18 protein-coding genes are annotated in these 18,082 nt (G+C 58.3%); 10 read left to right on the top strand and 8 right to left on the bottom strand.

Going from position 1 to position 18,082, the window contains the following annotated elements:
- Positions 1–67: 67 nt before the first annotated feature.
- The 3 genes from CRO23_RS16115 to CRO23_RS16105 form a co-directional block, all read right to left on the bottom strand.
- Positions 68–559, bottom strand: coding sequence for a fimbrial protein (locus CRO23_RS16115; protein WP_227944624.1), 492 nt, complete (start codon positions 557–559; stop codon positions 68–70).
- Positions 560–578: 19 nt separating this feature from the next.
- Positions 579–1,550 carry a fimbrial protein gene (locus CRO23_RS16110; protein ID WP_228009661.1) on the bottom strand — a complete coding sequence of 324 codons (972 nt, stop codon included), beginning with the start codon at positions 1,548–1,550 and terminating at the stop codon, positions 579–581.
- Between the two features lie 78 nt (positions 1,551–1,628).
- The gene (locus tag CRO23_RS16105; RefSeq protein WP_016928383.1) at positions 1,629–1,958 is read right to left on the bottom strand and encodes a hypothetical protein; all 330 of its coding nucleotides are present in this window, start codon (positions 1,956–1,958) and stop codon (positions 1,629–1,631) included.
- Positions 1,959–2,622: 664 nt separating this feature from the next.
- Between CRO23_RS16105 and CRO23_RS16100 the strand changes: the two genes are divergently transcribed.
- From CRO23_RS16100 to CRO23_RS16060, 9 genes are all read left to right on the top strand, one after another.
- Positions 2,623–3,144, top strand: a complete 522-nt coding sequence (locus tag CRO23_RS16100) for a fimbrial protein (RefSeq protein ID WP_004938731.1) — start codon at positions 2,623–2,625, stop codon at positions 3,142–3,144.
- A 78-nt stretch (positions 3,145–3,222) separates the two neighbouring features.
- Positions 3,223–3,759 carry a fimbrial protein gene (locus CRO23_RS16095; protein ID WP_097102465.1) on the top strand — a complete coding sequence of 179 codons (537 nt, stop codon included), beginning with the start codon at positions 3,223–3,225 and terminating at the stop codon, positions 3,757–3,759.
- A 46-nt stretch (positions 3,760–3,805) separates the two neighbouring features.
- Positions 3,806–6,340, top strand: a complete 2,535-nt coding sequence (locus tag CRO23_RS16090; protein ID WP_097102463.1) for an outer membrane usher protein — start codon at positions 3,806–3,808, stop codon at positions 6,338–6,340.
- Between the two features lie 81 nt (positions 6,341–6,421).
- Positions 6,422–7,186: a fimbria/pilus periplasmic chaperone gene (locus CRO23_RS16085; protein ID WP_079451001.1), complete on the top strand. Its 765-nt coding sequence runs from the start codon at positions 6,422–6,424 to the stop codon at positions 7,184–7,186.
- Positions 7,187–7,257: 71 nt separating this feature from the next.
- On the top strand, positions 7,258–7,896 hold the full coding sequence (locus CRO23_RS16080; RefSeq protein ID WP_033640839.1) for a fimbrial protein: 639 nt from the start codon (positions 7,258–7,260) through the stop codon (positions 7,894–7,896).
- Positions 7,897–7,946: 50 nt separating this feature from the next.
- Entirely contained in the window at positions 7,947–8,501 is a 555-nt protein-coding gene (locus CRO23_RS16075; RefSeq protein WP_028127969.1) for a fimbrial protein, read from the top strand.
- Positions 8,502–8,525: 24 nt separating this feature from the next.
- Positions 8,526–8,948 carry a hypothetical protein gene (locus tag CRO23_RS16070; protein WP_016928377.1) on the top strand — a complete coding sequence of 141 codons (423 nt, stop codon included), beginning with the start codon at positions 8,526–8,528 and terminating at the stop codon, positions 8,946–8,948.
- On the top strand, positions 8,945–10,333 hold the full coding sequence (locus CRO23_RS16065) for an FKBP-type peptidyl-prolyl cis-trans isomerase N-terminal domain-containing protein (protein ID WP_079451002.1): 1,389 nt from the start codon (positions 8,945–8,947) through the stop codon (positions 10,331–10,333). The genes CRO23_RS16070 and CRO23_RS16065 overlap by 4 nt, the downstream gene beginning before the upstream one ends.
- Positions 10,330–11,031, top strand: coding sequence for a helix-turn-helix domain-containing protein (locus tag CRO23_RS16060; protein ID WP_102025902.1), 702 nt, complete (start codon positions 10,330–10,332; stop codon positions 11,029–11,031). The genes CRO23_RS16065 and CRO23_RS16060 overlap by 4 nt, the downstream gene beginning before the upstream one ends.
- Positions 11,032–11,048: 17 nt before the next feature.
- Here the strand turns inward: CRO23_RS16060 and CRO23_RS16055 are convergent, their stop codons facing one another.
- The 4 genes from CRO23_RS16055 to deoC all read right to left on the bottom strand — a co-directional run bounded on the left by CRO23_RS16055 (position 11,049) and on the right by deoC (position 16,384).
- On the bottom strand, positions 11,049–12,416 hold the full coding sequence (locus CRO23_RS16055) for an L-serine ammonia-lyase (protein ID WP_097102461.1): 1,368 nt from the start codon (positions 12,414–12,416) through the stop codon (positions 11,049–11,051).
- A gap of 93 nt (positions 12,417–12,509) precedes the next feature.
- A complete protein-coding gene (locus CRO23_RS16050) occupies positions 12,510–13,808 on the bottom strand; it encodes an HAAAP family serine/threonine permease (RefSeq protein ID WP_004938697.1) in 1,299 nt (432 codons plus the stop codon).
- Between the two features lie 979 nt (positions 13,809–14,787).
- A complete protein-coding gene (gene deoR, locus CRO23_RS16045; protein ID WP_016928372.1) occupies positions 14,788–15,552 on the bottom strand; it encodes a DNA-binding transcriptional repressor DeoR in 765 nt (254 codons plus the stop codon).
- A gap of 151 nt (positions 15,553–15,703) precedes the next feature.
- The gene (gene deoC / locus CRO23_RS16040) at positions 15,704–16,384 is read right to left on the bottom strand and encodes a deoxyribose-phosphate aldolase (protein ID WP_016928371.1); all 681 of its coding nucleotides are present in this window, start codon (positions 16,382–16,384) and stop codon (positions 15,704–15,706) included.
- 219 nt (positions 16,385–16,603) lie between these two features.
- Here deoC and CRO23_RS16035 point away from each other — a divergent pair, with 219 nt between their 5' ends.
- Complete coding sequence (locus tag CRO23_RS16035; RefSeq protein WP_097102459.1) at positions 16,604–17,437, top strand: hypothetical protein; 834 nt, start codon at positions 16,604–16,606, stop codon at positions 17,435–17,437.
- Positions 17,438–17,473: 36 nt separating this feature from the next.
- Here the strand turns inward: CRO23_RS16035 and ybjG are convergent, their stop codons facing one another.
- Complete coding sequence (gene ybjG / locus CRO23_RS16030; RefSeq protein ID WP_028127970.1) at positions 17,474–18,079, bottom strand: undecaprenyl-diphosphate phosphatase; 606 nt, start codon at positions 18,077–18,079, stop codon at positions 17,474–17,476.
- Positions 18,080–18,082: the final 3 nt, after the last annotated feature.

Below are 18,082 nucleotides of genomic sequence, written 5' to 3'. Positions count from 1 at the left end.
GCGTGCGGTTCCTGAAAAAGCCGCAACCTTCCGTTGCGGCTTTTTCATTTTCAGCATCCATGGCGTTTCAGAAATAGTCCACCAGCATGGTGGCTCCGCTGGAAAAGTCACCTTCCGCCAGGGTGACGGCGCTGTTTTTCACCGGCACCGCATCAAGCGTCGGCAGATTGGTATAGTCGATGTTCAGCGGCGTATTGATGGCGAAAGCCTTGCCGTTGGCCAGCAGTTTGATGCCCAGCCCATTGACGCTGCTGTTCAACACGCTGCTGTCAAAGGCCGCCGCGCTGCCCATGATCTTCATTTTCAACTGGCGGCTGTTATCCAGAAACTCACACTTGATGCTGTAATCGATGCGTTGCATATAGCGATTACCGTCGATACGTTTGATGCCGACCTTGCCGAAGTCGATATCGATGGTGCGCCCGTCGTTGATCACGCAAGGCGGAGGCGCCACCACGGTGGCGGTGATACTGACCTTGGTGCCCTGGTCGGCGGCCTGGGGGGCGGCGCTGATCACACCCAGCGTAAACAGCAGAGCGCAGCGCGTTTTCCTCATCATGTTCATTTGGGTTCCCGTCTCAAGGTGCGCTGAAGATCAGCGTGGCCGAGCCTGACATCGGACCGGTGGCGATACTGGTGTAAGGCACATTGTTCTTCACTGGCACAAAGGTGACGGTGTCGTTGCCCAGCCCGTTGACGATGCGCGTTCTGAACGTATTGTTGGGTTTCACCACCGCGCCATTGTGCACCATGGCTACGCCGACATTAGGATTGGAGGTCTTGATGAAATCGCTGGAGAAGCCGCTGGCATCGCTGACCATGCGAACCAAAATGTCTTGTGTCGCGCTCTGATCGTCACACCGGTAGCTGAGCGCCTTGTCCTGTTTGAGTTGGGCGTCGCTGGCGCTCTGCGTGAGGAAGTCCTGACGGATCTGCCCAAAGTCGACGTTAATCTGCTGGCCGTTGTTGATAGTGCAACTGGTGGTGACGAAGTAGGCGTCGTTGTCGGCGATCAGGCGCCACCGGTAAGGCCCACACTTTGGGCAACCTGACTGGTCATTTTTTTGTTCAAAGTTGATTTGGCCGATGACGTCGCCCTTGTTCACCTTGATATCCTGCGTCGGCGAACGGTTGAGCACGATGTAAACCCTGATGGAAATGCTGGCACTGTTTAGGCCGGTAATCGTCATCACCTGGATACCTGATTGGATCGGGGATAAGTAGTCGGTGCCGTTGATTGTCATGCCGTTGGCAAGCGTACCGAAAATGGCGGTGTTCATCGACAACGCCGGGCTGCCGGTGAGTAAAATATCTTTCCAGCTGGCGACGTCGTTTTTACAGGTCACCTGACTGACGTTGACGATTTCATTTTTCCCGATGGACAATTCAGGGCCTATCTTTACCCTGACGTCGACCGGCGTCATTGAACCACCCTGACCAATGCTCCCGCCGTCGGAGGTTTTACAGGTAAATGCATTGGCGTTACCAATGAGTACGAAGAAAGATAATGCCAGGCAGTGTTGTAAAAATAGGATGGTTGTTTTTCTCACAATAATATCCCGATTATATAGTGTCATTTGGTTAGGTGCCGCCATGAAATAGGGCTAATTAGGCTGACTGTGCCGGCGTTATTCCGTTAAACGAGAATAAGGCGCATCTATTCCTGGTATTTCCTTGTTGCCAGCTGGCAGTAGGGCAGTGGGGTACCACCTCAACGAGTTGTTGATGGAGCCGTCCGTTACGAGCACTTCTTGTTTGGCGACGAGCTCCAACAGCAGTAGCCGGGCGCGGTAAACACCGACGTTGACGGCGTTGGCCAGTTGCCGGGTAGACAACCACAGATGCTGAGGTGGCAGTCCGGTGTCGGGACATTGACGGGGCGACTGCGCGAATAATGTTTGCAGCAGATCGTGCTGCAATTGCCGTATTTCCTTTTGTTTTGGAGATAACGCTTCCATAGCACTTCCTCTGTATTTCGATTGCTGTATTCCTAAGAAAAAACAAAGTTTCACTGCCTACCAATAACGAGGTAAATCGCGAATCAAGAAAAATCCTATCTATTTATCAGGATTGAAAAAAAGGGGGTTCCCACTCCGTTCTTACCTGTTTGCAGGCTGAGGGAGTGTCACGCAGAAACCTAAAGTTTTGGTTTATTATATTCACAAAGAGCTGCTTTGCGATCTGATTAATTGTGAAACAGAGAAAAACAGGATATTGCACTATAAAAGTATTTTTTACGATCTATGAGCCTAAAAATAACACTAAATTAACTTTAATTAGGAAATAAATTGCGAATGTTCGTCTTGATCAAAAAAAGACTTTTTTTGCTGGTGGGCATTTGCCAGAATATTCATCGCCAGACAAGAAGGGCGGGTTAGAAAGTATTGGTCTCTGCTTGTTGTGATTTCGTTTATTTTTATATGACGAGTTCATTAATGGGCAGGCCGCTGCAGACTTGCCGTTATCGACGTGTTTATTGTCGGTGTTTTTGGGTTTTGGCAGTTAACCAACCAGCAAGATGCTAAAGAATCAGGGCTGCGCATATATAAGCGCGAGCAGATTTCCTGTTGCTCTTTTTCTTGATTGGAATATGCATTTTTTCTTATAAGGAATATAGGTTCTATGAAACTTAACAAAATCATGATGGCTGCAGTGATTGCATTTGGCGCAAGTTCTTTTGCACAGGCAGCCGATCAGGGACACGGTAAAGTGACCTTCACGGGTTCTATTATTGATGCGCCATGCTCTATTGCACCCGAGTCTATCGATCAGACCGTAGATCTGGGCCAGGTTTCTAACGTGGCGTTGAAAAACGGCGGCAAATCCAACCCGCGTCCGTTTGAAATCAAGCTGGAGCAGTGTGATACCACTACGCTGAAAACCGTTAAAACCACCTTCAGCGGCATTGCATCGTCAACCAACAAGGATCTGTTGGGTATCGCGGGGACCGCCAGCGGCGCCGGCGTAGCAATCACTTATGGCGGCCAGCCGATCAAACTGGGTCAGGCGACTGCGGCACAGACGCTGAATACTGGCAACAACAGCCTGAACTTCGCCGCTTACCTGCAGGGTGAAGGCGCTTCCGCAGCCATCGTTCCGGGCGATTTCACCGCCGTAGCCGACTTCACTCTGGCTTATCAGTAAGTGAGACAGCAGGCTTAATCAACCAGGCATGGGGTACGCCGCATGCCTGGTGACTCTCTGTGTCAAAGGAATGTCGCGATGTTTTTTTCAAGGAATCGAGCGGGTGCCGTTCTTTTGGCGTCGTTGGCGTTTGCGCCCGACAGTGCAATTTCCGCCGCACAGGGGTGGGGCAAAGTCAGTATGCACGGCGCCATTATCGACACTGCCTGCGCCATTGCCGCCGGCAGCCGCGATCAGACTATCGATATGGACACGCTTCCTATCGGACAGATCATTCGTGACGGCCAGGGGATGACTAAACCTTTCAGTATTGAATTGGTTAATTGCATTTTGGAACGTCCGGAAAACAAGCCTGATTGGAAATTCTTTCAGGTCACGTTTGACGGTTTGGCGGAAGGCGTTTTGTTTGGCGTACAGGGCGATGCGCGCGGCATCGCATTGAAGATAAAAGACAGCCGCGGCAGGCCGGTTATTCCAGGGGAGCCATTGCCGATGGAGGGAATAATACCGGGGAGCCGAGTGCTGAATTATTCCATGACGTTAATGCCGAATCACCAGCCGTTGAAGGTGGGAGCGTATTTTTCCACAGTGCGTTTTAAGCTGGATTATTTTTGATTTTTTCTCGTACTGACGGTTAATTCGTTATTGAAAGGACTTTATTATGCTTTCACCGGCAGGGAAGTTATTTCGTCTTCAGGCCTTGGGGCTCTGTGTCGCCCTTTCTCTGGGAAATCCGATCGCGTTGGTTTATGCCGCCGACGTTATTCAATTCAATACTGACGTCTTGGACATCAACGATCGTAAAAATATCGATCTGAGCCAGTTTACGCGCAGCGGCTACATCATGCCGGGCGTTTATACCATGGTGGTGCACGTCAATAAGAACGACCTGCCGGAACAGCCGGTGACGTTTATGGCGCCCGAGAACGATCCTAAAGGCAGCGAAGCCTGTCTTTCGCCGGAGTTGGTCAACCAACTGGGGCTGAAAGAAAAACTGTTGAGCACGCTGAACTGGACGCACGGCGGCCGTTGCCTTGAGGCCTCCAGCCTGGCTGGGATGGAAGCCCGCGGCGATCTTGCCAGCTCCTCGCTGTACCTCAATATTCCTCAGGCCTATCTGGAATACAGCTCGGAAAACTGGGACCCGCCTTCGCGCTGGGATGACGGTATTCCCGGGTTGCTGTTTGACTATAACGTCAATGCTCAAACGCAAAAACATCAGAAAGGCGGCAGCAGTTACAGCCTGAGCGGCAACGGCACCGGCGGCGCCAATCTGGGCGCCTGGCGTCTACGCGCCGATTGGCAGGCTAATCTCAACCATCAGACCGGTTCTTCTCAGTCGACCGACAAACAGTTCGACTGGAGCCGCTATTACGCCTATCGGGCTATTCCGGCGCTGCGCTCGCGGCTGACGATGGGGGAGGATTATCTGAACTCCGACATTTTCGACAGCCTGCGTTTTACCGGCGTCAGTCTGCGATCCGACGACAGCATGCTGCCGCCCAACCTGCGCGGCTATGCGCCGGAAGTGACGGGCGTGGCGAAAACCAACGCCAAGGTGGTGGTCAGCCAACAGGGGCGCGTGCTGTATGAGACGCAGGTGGCGGCGGGGCCATTCCGCATTCAGGACATCAACGACGCGGTTTCCGGCGAGCTGGACGTACGCGTCGAAGAGCAAGACGGCAGCGTGCAGGAGTTCAAGATGAACACCGCCAACATCCCTTATCTGACGCGACCGGGTACGGTGCGTTACAAGCTGGCGACGGGCAAGCCGTCGGAATGGGGGCATCACCTGCGCGGGCCGATGTTCGGCACCGGTGAGTTCTCCTGGGGCATCAGCAACGGCTGGTCGCTGTACGGCGGGGGCATCGCCGGCGGCGATTACAACGCGCTGTCGCTGGGGATCGGGCGCGATCTGATGGCGCTGGGGGCGTTGTCATTCGATGCCACGCAGTCGCGTGCGCGCTTGCCGCAGGAGGGCGCTCTGACCGGCGGTTCGTACCGGTTGAGCTATTCGAAGAACTTCGACCAGTACGACAGCCAGATCACCTTCGCCGGCTACCGCTTCTCCCAGGAGGACTTCATGAGCATGGGGGACTACCTCGATGCGCGTTACGAAGGAGGACGCAGCGGCAAGAGCAAGGAAATGTACACCATCACCTTCAACAAACAGTTCCGCGATCTGGGGTTGAGCACCTATCTCAACTACAGCCACCAAACCTACTGGGATCGGGCGCCGAACGATCGTTACAACCTGATGGTATCGCGCTACTTCGATATCGGCGATTTCAAGAGCGTCAGCGTGTCGCTGTCGGCCTACCGCAACCGCTATAACGAACGCAATGACGACGGGATGTATCTGTCGCTGTCGCTGCCCTGGGGCAGCGCGGGCACGCTCAGTTACAACATGACGCTCGATCGCGAAGAGAACGCCCACCGGGTCGGTTACTACAACCGGGTCGATGAACACAACAACTATCAGATCAGCGCCGGCGCCGCACGCAGCGGGGCGACGGCCAGCGGCTATTACAGCCATCAGGGCGATATGGCGCAGATCAACGCCAACGCCAGCTACCAGGCCGGCCGCTATAGCGCCGTCGGCATCGGCGCGCAGGGCGGCCTGACGATGGCGGCGGAAGGGGCGGTGCTGCACCGTGTCAATACGCCGGGCGGCACACGCTTGCTGCTCGATACCGAAGGCGTCGCCGGCGTGCCGGTACGCGGCTACGGCAGTACGGTGCTGACCAACCGTTACGGCAAAGCGGTGGTGGCGGATGTAAACAGCTACTACCGCAATAAGGCCAGCATTGATCTCAACAGCCTGAGCGACAACGTCGAGGCGACGCGTTCCGTGGTGCAGGCCACGTTGACCGAGGGAGCCATCGGCTACCGCAAGTTTGAGGTGATTGCCGGCGAGAAGGCGATGGCGATCGTCAAACTGGCGGACGGCAGCGAGCCTCCATTCGGCGCCACGGTGTTGAATGCCCGTAAACAGGAGACCGGCATCATCAATGACGGCGGCAGCGTTTACCTGTCTGGCCTCAACCCCGGCGAGCGCATGAGCGTGCATTGGAACGGCGCGGCGCAGTGTGAAATCCAGCTGCCGGCGCCGTTGCCGGCCGAAATGCTGATGAACACGCTGCTGCTGCCTTGCCGTCCTCTTGCCGGCAACAAGCCGGCGGCTGACGCCAACTGACTTATACCCGGCGGAGTGCGCTCCGCCGCTAAACAGCCGGAGCGGGATTGCCCGCCTTCGGCCGACTGGAACCGTGAAGACATGATGAATCTGACTATGACCAGAAAGACCGTTTCCCTTGTGGGCCCGCTCGCCGCCGCATTGACGCTCGGCGCGGTCGGCCTGCCCGCTCATGCGGCTATCGCGCTGGATCGCACGCGCGTGATTTTCGACGGCGACCTGAAAACGGTCAGTCTCAACATCAGTAACCAGAACAAACAGTTGCCGTATCTGGCGCAGGGGTGGATCGAAGACGATCGCGGCAACAAAATCCAAAGCCCTTTCACCGTGTTGCCGCCGGTGCAGCGGGTGGAGCCGGGCAAACCGAGCCAGGTGAAGATCCAGTCGCTGCCGGCCGCGCGTCAGCTGCCGCAGGACAGGGAGACGCTGTATTACTTCAACCTGCGTGAAATCCCGCCGCGCAGCAACAAGCCGAATACGCTGCAGATAGCGTTGCAGACGCGCATCAAAATGTTTTATCGCCCGGCGGCGCTCGCCCCGAAGAAGAATGCGGCGCCGTGGCAGGAGCAGCTGACCCTGACCCGGCAGGGTGACAAGTACGTGGTGAACAACCCGACCCCGTATTACGTGACGATCGTTGAGGCGAGCGCCGGCAAGGGCGGGAAAGGGGCGGCGGGCTTTGAACCGTTGATGGTGGCGCCGAAGGCCAATGCCCCGCTGAACGTCTCCGCCGCGAGCCTCGGCAACGCGCCGTCGCTGGCGTACATCAACGATTACGGCGGGCGGCCGCAGTTGAACTTCCGCTGCGCCGGCAATGCCTGCCAGGCCGTGCCGGCCGCCAAATGACGAGCCGCGCGCAGGCAGGAAAGACAGAGTGAACACAGCGGAGTGAACGAATCATGCAACGAAAGATCCCCATGCTGTTGGGAAAGGCCTATGAGCGTCATCAGCGACGCACTATCGGCCTGACGGTATTGGCCGCGCTGATGGTGCCGCTGACGGCGGGCGCGATGCTGATGCTGATGCCGCCGGCCCGCGCGGTAGACAATTGGGACGTGGAGGGCGCGAACGGCACGCTCCACGTCTACGGCGCGTTGACGGAAAGCGCCTGCAGCCTGGAAATGACCACCGCACGTCAGGAAGTGTGGTTGGGTGAGACGGGAACGGCGCACTTCCAGCGCCCGGGCGATCGCGGCACGCCGGTGGCGTTCGAGCTGACGCTGAAAGACTGTCTGCGGGCGCCGGCGAGCAACCGCGACGCCTGGACCGGAGTGCTGGCCTGGAGCGGCAGCCAGCCTGCGGTGTCCGTGGCGTTTGCCGCGCCGACGGATGACGACGCGCCGGGGTTGGTCAGGGTCGCCGGCGTTACCGGATTGGGGTTGCAGTTGGCAGATGCCACCGGCCTGCCTGTGCGCCTCGGCGCGCGTAACAAACCGGTATTGCTGACGCCGGGACAAAACACCCTGATGTACACGGTGACGCCGGTGCGCACCCCGGCGACGCTGAGCGCCGGCGCTTACCGTGCGGCGATCGATTTCCGGCTTTACTACGACTAATACGCCGCTTGCGCCCGGTCGGCGCAAGCGCAACCAAAGGGAGTGGCGTCATGCGCGCGACAGAGACGAACCGGCGCCGGAGCGCGCTGTTGGGGGCTGGCATGGTCATGGCGGCCGGCATAATGGCGCAGTCGGCGACTGCGGCGGAAAACATGCGCTTTCACGGCACGCTGGTGGCCGAGCCGTGCGTCATTCAGCCAGGGGATGAGGACATTCCGCTGGATTTCGGCACCATCGTCGACAAATACCTGTATCTGAACACCCGCTCCCACAGCCAAACCTTCGCGTTGCACCTGACCGAGTGCGATCTCAGCCTGGGCAATACGGTGGCTATCACGTTTACCGGCACCGAGAACGCCAAACTGCCCGGCCTGTTGGCGTTGGATGCCGGCAGCCTGGCGTCGGGGATCGGCATCGGGCTGGAGGATAGCAGCGGCAAGGCGCTGCCGCTCAATCGCGCCAGCGATAAATTCCGCCTGAATGCCGGCAACACCACGCTTACGCTGCAGGCCTATGTGCAAGGGGAGCCGGAGGCTATCCAGACGAAGTCCATCGGCCGCGGCACTTTCAGCGCGGTGGCCACTTTTACGTTGGAATACGAATAAGCGTCTACAAGGACAAGAAACGCAATGATGAGAAAGCACGTCAATCACGCCCTGCGCATGGGGCTGCTGTGCCTGTTGGCGTTGAGCGCCGCCGCTTGCCAAAGCCAAAAGTCGGGCAAGCCCGCCGTGAACACTAAAAATCAGGTTGTGCAACCTCCGTCAGAAGAGGCTTTGCGCAAGCAGCGTGAGGCCGAGCAGCTGCAGCAGTGCCAGCAGCAACTGGGGGCATTGCGCGCGATCGACGAGAAACAGTATCAGCGCTATAAGCAGGCCTTCGACAGCCTGATGAGCGGCGCTTCGCAGTACGCCAGCCTGCGCGCCAGGGTAAACGGCGACACGCAGGCGACGGTGGATGCGCTGTATCGCTACAAGGTCAACTATCTGTGCGCCGGGGTGAATCAGGCGGTGTTGACCGGCTTGGCGGATCGCGGGGAGCAGATTAAATGAGGCTGCGCCTGCTGGGCTGCGTCGCTCTGCTGTTCTCCGGCGTCGCGCTGGCGGACGACGGCGTGCCGGCGCTGCTGCAGTTTGCCGAGCAGTATCAACGGCAAAACACCGTGCCGACGAACGAAAAAGCGGCGCCAGCCGACCGCGGGGCGGGACAAAAAAGGCCTGAGCCGGCAAAGCGCACGTCGGGCGCCAACCAGCCTGCTTCATCGGCCAAAGCTTTTACGCTGACCCAGGAATTATTGGCGCGTGATCAACAGCTGGCGCGTCAGCGAATGGAACTGACGATGTTGCGCCAGGAACTCGCCGCGTTGCGGGCGGAGAAAGCGACGCCATCCGTCGCGACGTTGCCGGACTCGTCAACGCTTCAGCAGTGGATCGCCGGGCTGGGCGCCGCCTGGCGCGGTTCGCCCGATGCGCAGCGCGCCGAGGCGCTGTTGCGTCAGGCGACGCAGGAAACCGCCAAAAGCAGAGCGGCGGCGGCGCAGGCCGAACGGCGCGTTACCGAGCTGGAATCTGCCGCGCAGGCATCGGCACAGACGCTTGCACAACGCCAACGCGAGCACCAGGAGGCGTTGCACGCTCTGCGCGCCGCGTTGGAAGAGAGCGAGCAGAAGCGGGCCGGTGAGCAGAAAGTGACCCAGCAGACGCGCGAAGCGCTATTGGCGCTGCATAAGCGGCTGCAATGGGAAGTGACGCCGGAGCAGTTGAAGGATGAACGCAAGCGTTTGTCCTATGCGGCGGGCAGTGCGCTGGGGCGGGACATTCAGGGGGTAGTGGCGGCGCGTCAAAGCTGGGGCGTACCGGTGGACCGCGACAGCCTGTTGGCGGGCGTCATCGATAGCGTCTCGGGGCGCTTGCGGCTGCCGCCGGATGAACTGGATGCGCTGACGGCGCAGGCGGATGCCGCCGCCGTGGCCGCGCGTGAGAAACGCGTTAACGAACAGCGGCGGCGTGATGAAGATTACCTGGCGCGATTCAGTCAACAAAAGGGCGTAAAGCAGTCGGCGATGGGCTTTTGGTATCGGGTGGATTACGCCGGGGAGGGCGCGCTGGCGCCAACGGCGGTGGTCGATGTGGTCGTGAAGGAGAAGTTGACCGACGGTACGGTGATCCAGGATATGGAACTGAGCGGCAAGGTGCTGTCGCAACCGCTGTCCGAGTATCCGCCACTGTTCAGGGAGGCGATAAGCCATCTGCACAACCACGGTTCGCTGACGATGGTTGTGCCGCCGGCGCTGGCCTACGGCGAAACCGGCTACCCGCCGAAAGTGCCACCTAACGCCACCATGATTTATGAATTACGCATCGACAACAGTCAGGCGCCGGCAAAGGGCGCTCAGGCGGTTAAACGGGAAGCCGGAACGGCGGGAGGGCAGGGATGAACACGATGATAAAAATCGCGCTATTTGATGAAAACCGTTACTTCAGCGCCGGCTGGCAGGAGGCTCTGGCGCTGCACTTCAGCACTTACGGCAAGCGCACGCTGTTACTGGATGCGCAGCAGGTTCACGAAGCCGATCTGGTGTTCTGCTATTTTCCTCCCGGCGTGCAAAGCTGTTTTTGTCACTTCTTTGAGACGCAGACCGCGGGGCGCAAAACGCTGTATTTCTCGTTGCGAACGCCGGAGGGGCGGCATAAGCGCACCGTTGGGAACCGTTGCGCGCTGGAGGCCGGTGTTATCTACCACGATACGCCGTTGGTCTCGGCGCTGTATCAGGTGAGCGCCGAGCTGGAGCGGCGCAGCAAATGGCCGGGCAGGCCGGGTTGTGGCAGGAACTGCATATGCCAGCACCGCGGCCTGACGCTGCGCGAACAGGAGATCATGCGCTGTATGACGCGGGAGATGGGGGTGACGCAAATCGCACGGATGCTGGACATCAGCGTGAAAACCGTCAGCAACCACAAGATGAGCGTTATGCGCAAAATGGGATTCCGGCGTAATGCCGAGCTTTATGGGTGGCTGCGACACAGCGCCCGTCCCGGCGCCATGGGGCTCGAACCGGCATTCAGCCGGGCGTTGCGGCAGGGAAGGAACGGCATTGAGACGGCGCCGGCCAAATCGGACCGGCCGGCGCCTTAAGTGCCTTGCCGTGGCGATCAGTTGCAGGCCACGACCTTGATCGCCAGCCCGCCCTGTGAGGTTTCGCGGTATTTGGCGTTCATGTCTTTGCCGGTTTCGTACATGGTTTCGATGACCCTATCCAGACAAACCCGCGGTTCGCTGGTGCGGCGCATCGCCATGCGCGCGGCATTGACTGCCTTGACGGCGGAAATGGCGTTGCGTTCGATGCAAGGCACCTGAACCTGGCCGGCGAGCGGATCGCAGGTCAATCCCAAATGGTGCTCCATGGCGATCTCCGCCGCGATGCACACCTGCGCCGGGCTGCCGCCCAGCAGCTCGGTCAACCCGGCCGCCGCCATCGAGCAGGCGACGCCCACTTCCCCCTGGCAACCCACTTCGGCGCCGGAGATCGAAGCGTTCATCTTGTACAGCGCGCCAATCACGCCGGACGCCAGGAAGTAGCGGGTGTAGGAATTGGCGTTCACCGGGCGGATGAACTTGTCGTAGTAGGCCAGCACCGCAGGGATGATGCCGCAGGCGCCGTTGGTCGGGGCGGTAACCACGCGGCCACCGGCGGCGTTCTCTTCGTTGACCGCCAGCGCGAACATGTTGATCCAATCGACCACGTTCATCGGGTCGATATTGTTCTTGTCTCCGGTCACCAGAATGCGGCGCAGCGCGGCGGCGCGGCGCGGCACCTTCATCGGGCCGGGCAGCAGGCCTTCGGTGTTGATGCCGCGCTCAATACCGGCGCTCATCACCTGCCAGACGTCGGCGAAGTGCGCGTCGATATCCGCTTTGCTGCGCAGCGCCAGCTCGTTCTGCATCACCAGGCCGGACAACGACAGCCCGGTCTCTTTGCAATGCTGCTGCAGATCGTGCGCCGATTTGAACGGATAGGGCACCGGCGTGGTGCCCTCGGCGGACTGGCCGAAGTGCTCTTCGTCGACGATGAAACCGCCGCCGATCGAGTAATAGGTTTTGCTGTGCAGCAAGCGTTCACCGGCGAAGGCGCGGATGCGCATGCCGTTTTCGTGCAGCGGCAGGTTATCGCCGTGGAAATTCATGCCGCCATGCTGCGGGAAATCCACCTCGTGGTGGCCGTTGGCCAGCGGCAGGCGGCCGCGCTGTTCGACGTCGCGGATAAAGCCCGGAATGCTGTCGATGTCCACGTCGTGCGGCAGGTTGCCGGCCAGGCCCATGATGATGGCGATATCGGTATGGTGGCCTTTACCGGTCAACGACAGCGAACCGTACACGTCGACCACCACGCGGGTGGTGTCCTGCAGCTGCTGGTGGGCGATCAGATCGTCAATGAACTGTTTGCCGGCTTTCATCGGACCAACGGTGTGAGAACTGGATGGGCCAATGCCAATTTTGAAAATATCGAAAACGCTGACCATGGTCTCGCCTCCTTCTTCAGGTTTCAGGCGGTGAATACGGGAAATGGGGGCAGTGCGGGAGGGCCGGCGCGCAGCGGCGCCAGCCGGACGTGATTAGCCGAGCAGGCTGAACACGATAGCAGAGATGGCGATCAGACCCATCACAACCACAAATACGTTGCTGATGTGGCCGCTGTACTTGCGCATGGCAGGCACTTTACGGATGGCGTACATCGGCATCAGGAACAGCAGCATGGCGATGATTGGGCCACCCAGGGTTTCGATCATGCCCAGGATGCTCGGGTTCAGGGTGGCGACGATCCAGGTGGTCACCAGCATGAAGATAGCGGTCATGCGGTTCAGCTTGGCGGTGCTGACGGTTTTGCCGCGGCTCTTCATCGACTTGGCAACCAGGCCGTTGAAGCCTTCACGGGCGCCCAGGTAGTGGCCCAGGAACGATTTGGTGATGGCGACGAAGGCGATAACCGGCGCGATGTACTCGATCATCGGGTTGTTAAAGTGGTTGGCCAGGTAAGACAGAATCGAGATGTTCTGCGCCTTGGCTTCCGCCAGGTTTTCCGGCGTCAGGCTCAGCACGCAGCTGAACACGAAGAACATCACTGTCAGCACCATCATGATGTGTGCATAAGCCAGAATGCGGGAGCATTTCTTCTCGGCGTCCGCGCCGTACTCTTCGCGTTTGGCGACGGCGAAGGCGGAGATGATCGGCGAGTGGTTGAAGGAGAACACCATCACCGGGATTGCCAGCCACAGGGTCATGATCAGGCCGTGACCCATGCCGGTACCGCTGCCGGACAGCGACACGTTTTCGAAGATGGCGCCGGTCCAGTTAGGGATCAGGTATACCGCCAGCAGCATCAGCACCGCCACGAACGGGAAGACCAGGATGCTCATGGTTTTCACGATGGCCTGCTCACCGAAGCGCACGATGGTCATCAGGCCGACGATCAGGATCAGCGACAGGATGGCGCGCGGCGGCGACGTCATGCCCAACTGGTGGGTAATGAAGCTGTCGACGGTGTTGGTGATCGCCACGCTGTAAACCAACAGAATCGGGTAGATGGCGAAGAAGTACAGCAGAGTGATCAGTTTGCCGGCGGTGATGCCGAAGTGCTCTTCCACCACGGCGGTGATGTCTTCACCGGGATTTTTGCCGGACAGAACGAAACGGCACAGGCCGCGGTGGGCAAAGAAGGTCATCGGGAAAGCGATGATGGCCATGATGATCAGAGGAATCAAACCGCCGATGCCGGCGTTGATGGGCAAGAACAGGACGCCTGCGCCGATGGCGGTGCCGTACAGGCCCAACATCCACATGGTATCCGTTTTACGCCAGGTACTGCTGGAGCCCGAGGCCGCAGAGGCAATTGTGCCGGTCTGTGTAGTGTCCATAAATATCTCCGAAGTGAACACGAATTTAAAATTAAAAGGCAAAACTTAAGGTTAAACCGTCAAACGTCCTATTCAGGCAACGCTTGCGGTAAGAATCAGGTGTTGCTTGCGGGGATGTTTTGGCGTCCCCCTGGTTGTTTATTGCGTTCATTACCAAGGCACAGCGCCGGGTAATTCACTAAAGACTTTTCACCTTCACGGGTGATAAAAGTCGTTACCGCTGCCGACAGGTCATTGCCTGTCGATTTTTGTTGGCGGCAAGATAACGATTTACAGTAGAAACAACCGTGATCCTGCTCTCAAATGCGTAATATGTGCAGTTATCTGCTTTTTCATCGATTTTTCGCGCATTTGTTGCACATTTGTGTAAGATTTTGTGCTGAGAACGCTCTCATAAAAATTTCTGCGATTATGTGGCTTGTACAATAATTAGCCGGATAAAGCGCTGTGCTCAGCAGCAAGCCGAGCAATATATTTTATGCGTGGTTTTGGATCTAGCTAAAAACCCGGATTAAGCAGTTTTAGTGATGTGGATCACATTGTGTTTTTAAGGTAAATTGAGTTTATGTTTTTGTTTTTAATTATTTTTATTTAAAATTCACCGCTAGTAACGAAGGGAAATTACTTACGTGGTTAGCGGATAAAAATGCGTAACCATTCATCATATAAATAACAGATACCTAACAGGTATTGGTGAGATTTGCTGCAATCGCGTAAACCGCCGTTTATTTAAACTTCCTGGCCTTTGGCACGATTTATCATATAAAAGCCATAAATAGCCGTTAATTCACCCAGCCGACCGCGTGGTTAGCCTGCGAAAAAATAATCACTCGGGTGAGCTGTTGCATTTTATTAACCTGATGTTGCGTGCGGATAAGCGAAAAACGTGAATTGATTGCGCATTATTTGTTCATTTTTCGGCGGGGAAAGAGGGATATCGACGCGGTGCGCCGTCGGTTATGACGGCGCTGAAGGCGGATTAATAGCGGATAGCGATGGCGTTGTCGTTGAAGAACGCCAGGAAGTCGGCGCCCGGCTGGCGATCGGTGATCACCCGATCGAACTGCGTCAGCGGGCCGATGCAGGCCGGCTTGGTTTTGCCGAACTTGCTGTGGTCTGCCACCAGGATCTTTTGCTGCGCCATCGCCATGGCGCGATGCTTCATCTCCAGCTCGTCGAAGTTGAAGCAGGTGGCGCCGTGCTGCAGGCTGAGGCCGGCGGCGGAGATAAAGGCGATGTTCGGGCAGATGTGATCGAGCTCGTTGCGGCCGCCGACGCTGGAAAAGATGTAGTTGTTCGGCTTGAACTCGCCGCCGCACAGAACCACCTTGCAGTTCGGTTTGTCCTGCAGCGCCAGGAAGGTGTTCAGCGAATGACACACGGCGGTGAAAGCCAGCTCGTCGGCGATGGCGTCGATGATCGCCGGGGTGGTGGTGCCGCAGTCAAAAAACACCGTGTCGTTTTCATTGATCAGCGGCGCTGCCAGCAGTCCGATGCGCCGTTTCTCCGTGACCTGTTTGGCTTTTTGATCGGAAACGAAGTAGTTGGTCACGCCGTTGCTGCGCGGATCGGTCACCACGTAGCCGCCGAGCAACACCACGGCCGCCGGTTCGGCGCTCAGATCGCGGCGAATGGTCATCTCCGAGACCCCCAGCAGCGCGGCGGCTTCTTTCAGGTGGATCTTGTCAGCGCGTTTTAACGCCTGAACTAACCGGTTGATACGTTCTTCGCGCCGCGTTTCCATAGATCCGTCTTCCCACAGGTAATAGAGATAAAAGGCGAGCCGGCATTTCCGACGCTAAACACAACGATGCGGGGCAATATCGGGCCGCATCAACCGCCCGTATTGTCCCGCATCGGAGTGTATGGCCATGCCCGTCAGGGCAAGCCGACGATCAGTAGCTGCCCGCCGCCGGCTGGGCGCCGGAGACGATGGCGACGCCGGAGCTGGTGCCGATACGCGTGGCGCCGGCTTTAATCATCTTCTCGGCGGTGGCGCGATCGCGCACGGCGCCGGAAGCTTTCACGCCCATTTCGCTGCCCACGGTCTCGCGCATCAGTTTGACGTGCTCTTCCCGAGCGCCGCCGGTGCTGAAGCCGGTGGAGGTTTTCACGAAGGCGACATCGAGTTCGCGACACATTTCACAAACCTGGACGATCTGCGCATCGCTGAGCAGGCAGGTTTCCAATATTACCTTCAACGGGATCGCCGCGCAAACCTCGCGCACGGCGGCGATGTCGGCTTTCACTTCGTCCAGCAGGCCGCTTTTCAACCAGCCGACGTTGATCACCATGTCGATCTCTTGCGCGCCGGCGGCGATCGCCGCTTTGGCTTCAAAGGCTTTGGCGACGGTCAGGCCGGCGCCCAGCGGGAAACCGATCACCGAGCAGACTTTCACGGTGCTTTCCTGCAGCAGCTGGGCCGCCAGCGGCACATAGCCGGAGTTGACACATACCGCATAGAAGTTGTGCTGCTGCGCTTCTTCGCACAGTTTGGCGATCTGCATTTCGGTGGCGTCCATGGCCAGCAGGGTGTGGTCAACATAGCTGGCGTAATCGATGCTTTCGGTGGTCATCGCGGTTCCTTAGTGAAGTTGAGAAAATAGCATGGATAGGTAATGTGAAAATAATAACATTTCAACATCGATAAACCTAGCGGGATTTGAAAAATGTCGACGAGATCATAGTTACTTCACTGTTATCTGTATAACTTAGGGGAGGATTATTTGTTATTTTAATAACATTTTCAGTGGCTGCTCGCGGCCTGCACGGGCGAAACGTCGAGGGGAAAAAAGATGGAGATCAACATCGATCTGGCTCCTGAAGCTTTCGGGACGCATCGGCAGGAACTGTTCCGCAACGCGGATTTCGCGGTGAGCGCGCATCGCTGCGCAGAACGCGGGCTGATGCTGACGCTGGCGAATTGCCGTGGCGCGCTGAGGGTTTTACCGTATCAGGGCCTCGCGATCTGGGACGCCGAGTTTGACGGTCATTCGCTGAAATCGGGCCGCCGCAGCGCGCGGGGCGCCGGAAGAAAGCGCGCTGACGACGCCGCGTTCTGCCCTGCCTGGCCGGGTCACGACGGCGCGCCGATCCAGATGCAACGCGTGTGGCTGCAGCTGGCGGGCGATGAGCTGACGTTGCACGGTGAAGGCGAGCGGTTGGGCGAGCGTTGGCGCATCGGCCCGGCGCTGCGTCTGGCGGCCCAGAGCGCGCAGTTCGCCATAGAGATGAAGATTACCAACCTGGGCGAGCGGCCGCAGCCGCTGCGCTATGTTTGCCGCCTCAACTATGATTGCATTCCCGACGCGGTATTCCGCCAGAACCTGCCGACGCCGGCTTTGTCAGGGGATACGATCGGGCAGGAACTGCTGTGCTCCGACGATCTGACGCGCTACGTGGATCAGGCCGAGTTCTTTATGCTGGCGCCGCAAGGCCGGCGCTATGTGACGCGTTTTGCCACCGGGCAATTCAACTATGGCCTGCGGCGCATCGCTGTCCAGGGCCACAGGCGGCTGCTTGCTTTTATCCAGCCGGCAAACTGCCGCCCGAATGCGCCAGAGGGTGAGGGGGTGATGCTGGGAGCGGGAAAAACGCGGGCGTTTTGCGTGACCACCGGCGTGGTGTGAAAGCAGGGGCGGTAACGCCCCTGTCATGTTATGCGGTTATTCTTTCACCCAGCCGCGGCGAATGGCGAAGGCAAACAGGAAGCGATACAGACGCGACAGCTTGTCGGCGAGGACATCACCGAACAGATTCCATACCAGCTGAGCGAACAGGCAGCCGACCAGGCCGAGCAGGAAACCGCCGACCATATCCAGCGGCCAGTGCACGCCGAGGTAAACGCGTGACCAGGCGATGCCGACGGCGACAATCATCAGCAGCGCGCCGGACCAGACCCGGTGCCAGAACAGGAACGCCAGTGCAAAGGTAAAGATGGCGGTGCCGTGATCGCTGGGGAACGAGCTGTCCGGCGCGTGCGCCAGGAAGGTATAACCCACGCCGGCGACGAACGGACGCTCATGCGGCAGCAGCGCGCCGATAGCGGAGGCGGCAAGCATGGCGAACAGCAGCGCGATCGTGGTTTTCGCCACCACTTCGCGCTGTGAAACCAGCTGGCTTCGCGGCCCCCACAGCCACAGGCCGACGATCAGCAGCGGCACGATAATGATAAGATCGCGCGCCAAAAAGGTGGCGAAATCGATCATCCATTCGGGAGATGCCGGGGTCGCATTGATCCAGGCGAAAAGAACATGGTTTAACTGCTCCATAAC

It is taken from the genome of Serratia sp. JKS296 (assembly GCF_900215445.1).
GTDB classification, from domain to species: domain Bacteria; phylum Pseudomonadota; class Gammaproteobacteria; order Enterobacterales; family Enterobacteriaceae; genus Serratia; species Serratia marcescens.
The sequence above is the reverse complement of the archived record's forward strand: the minus strand, read 5'-3'. Positions and strand labels throughout refer to the sequence as shown.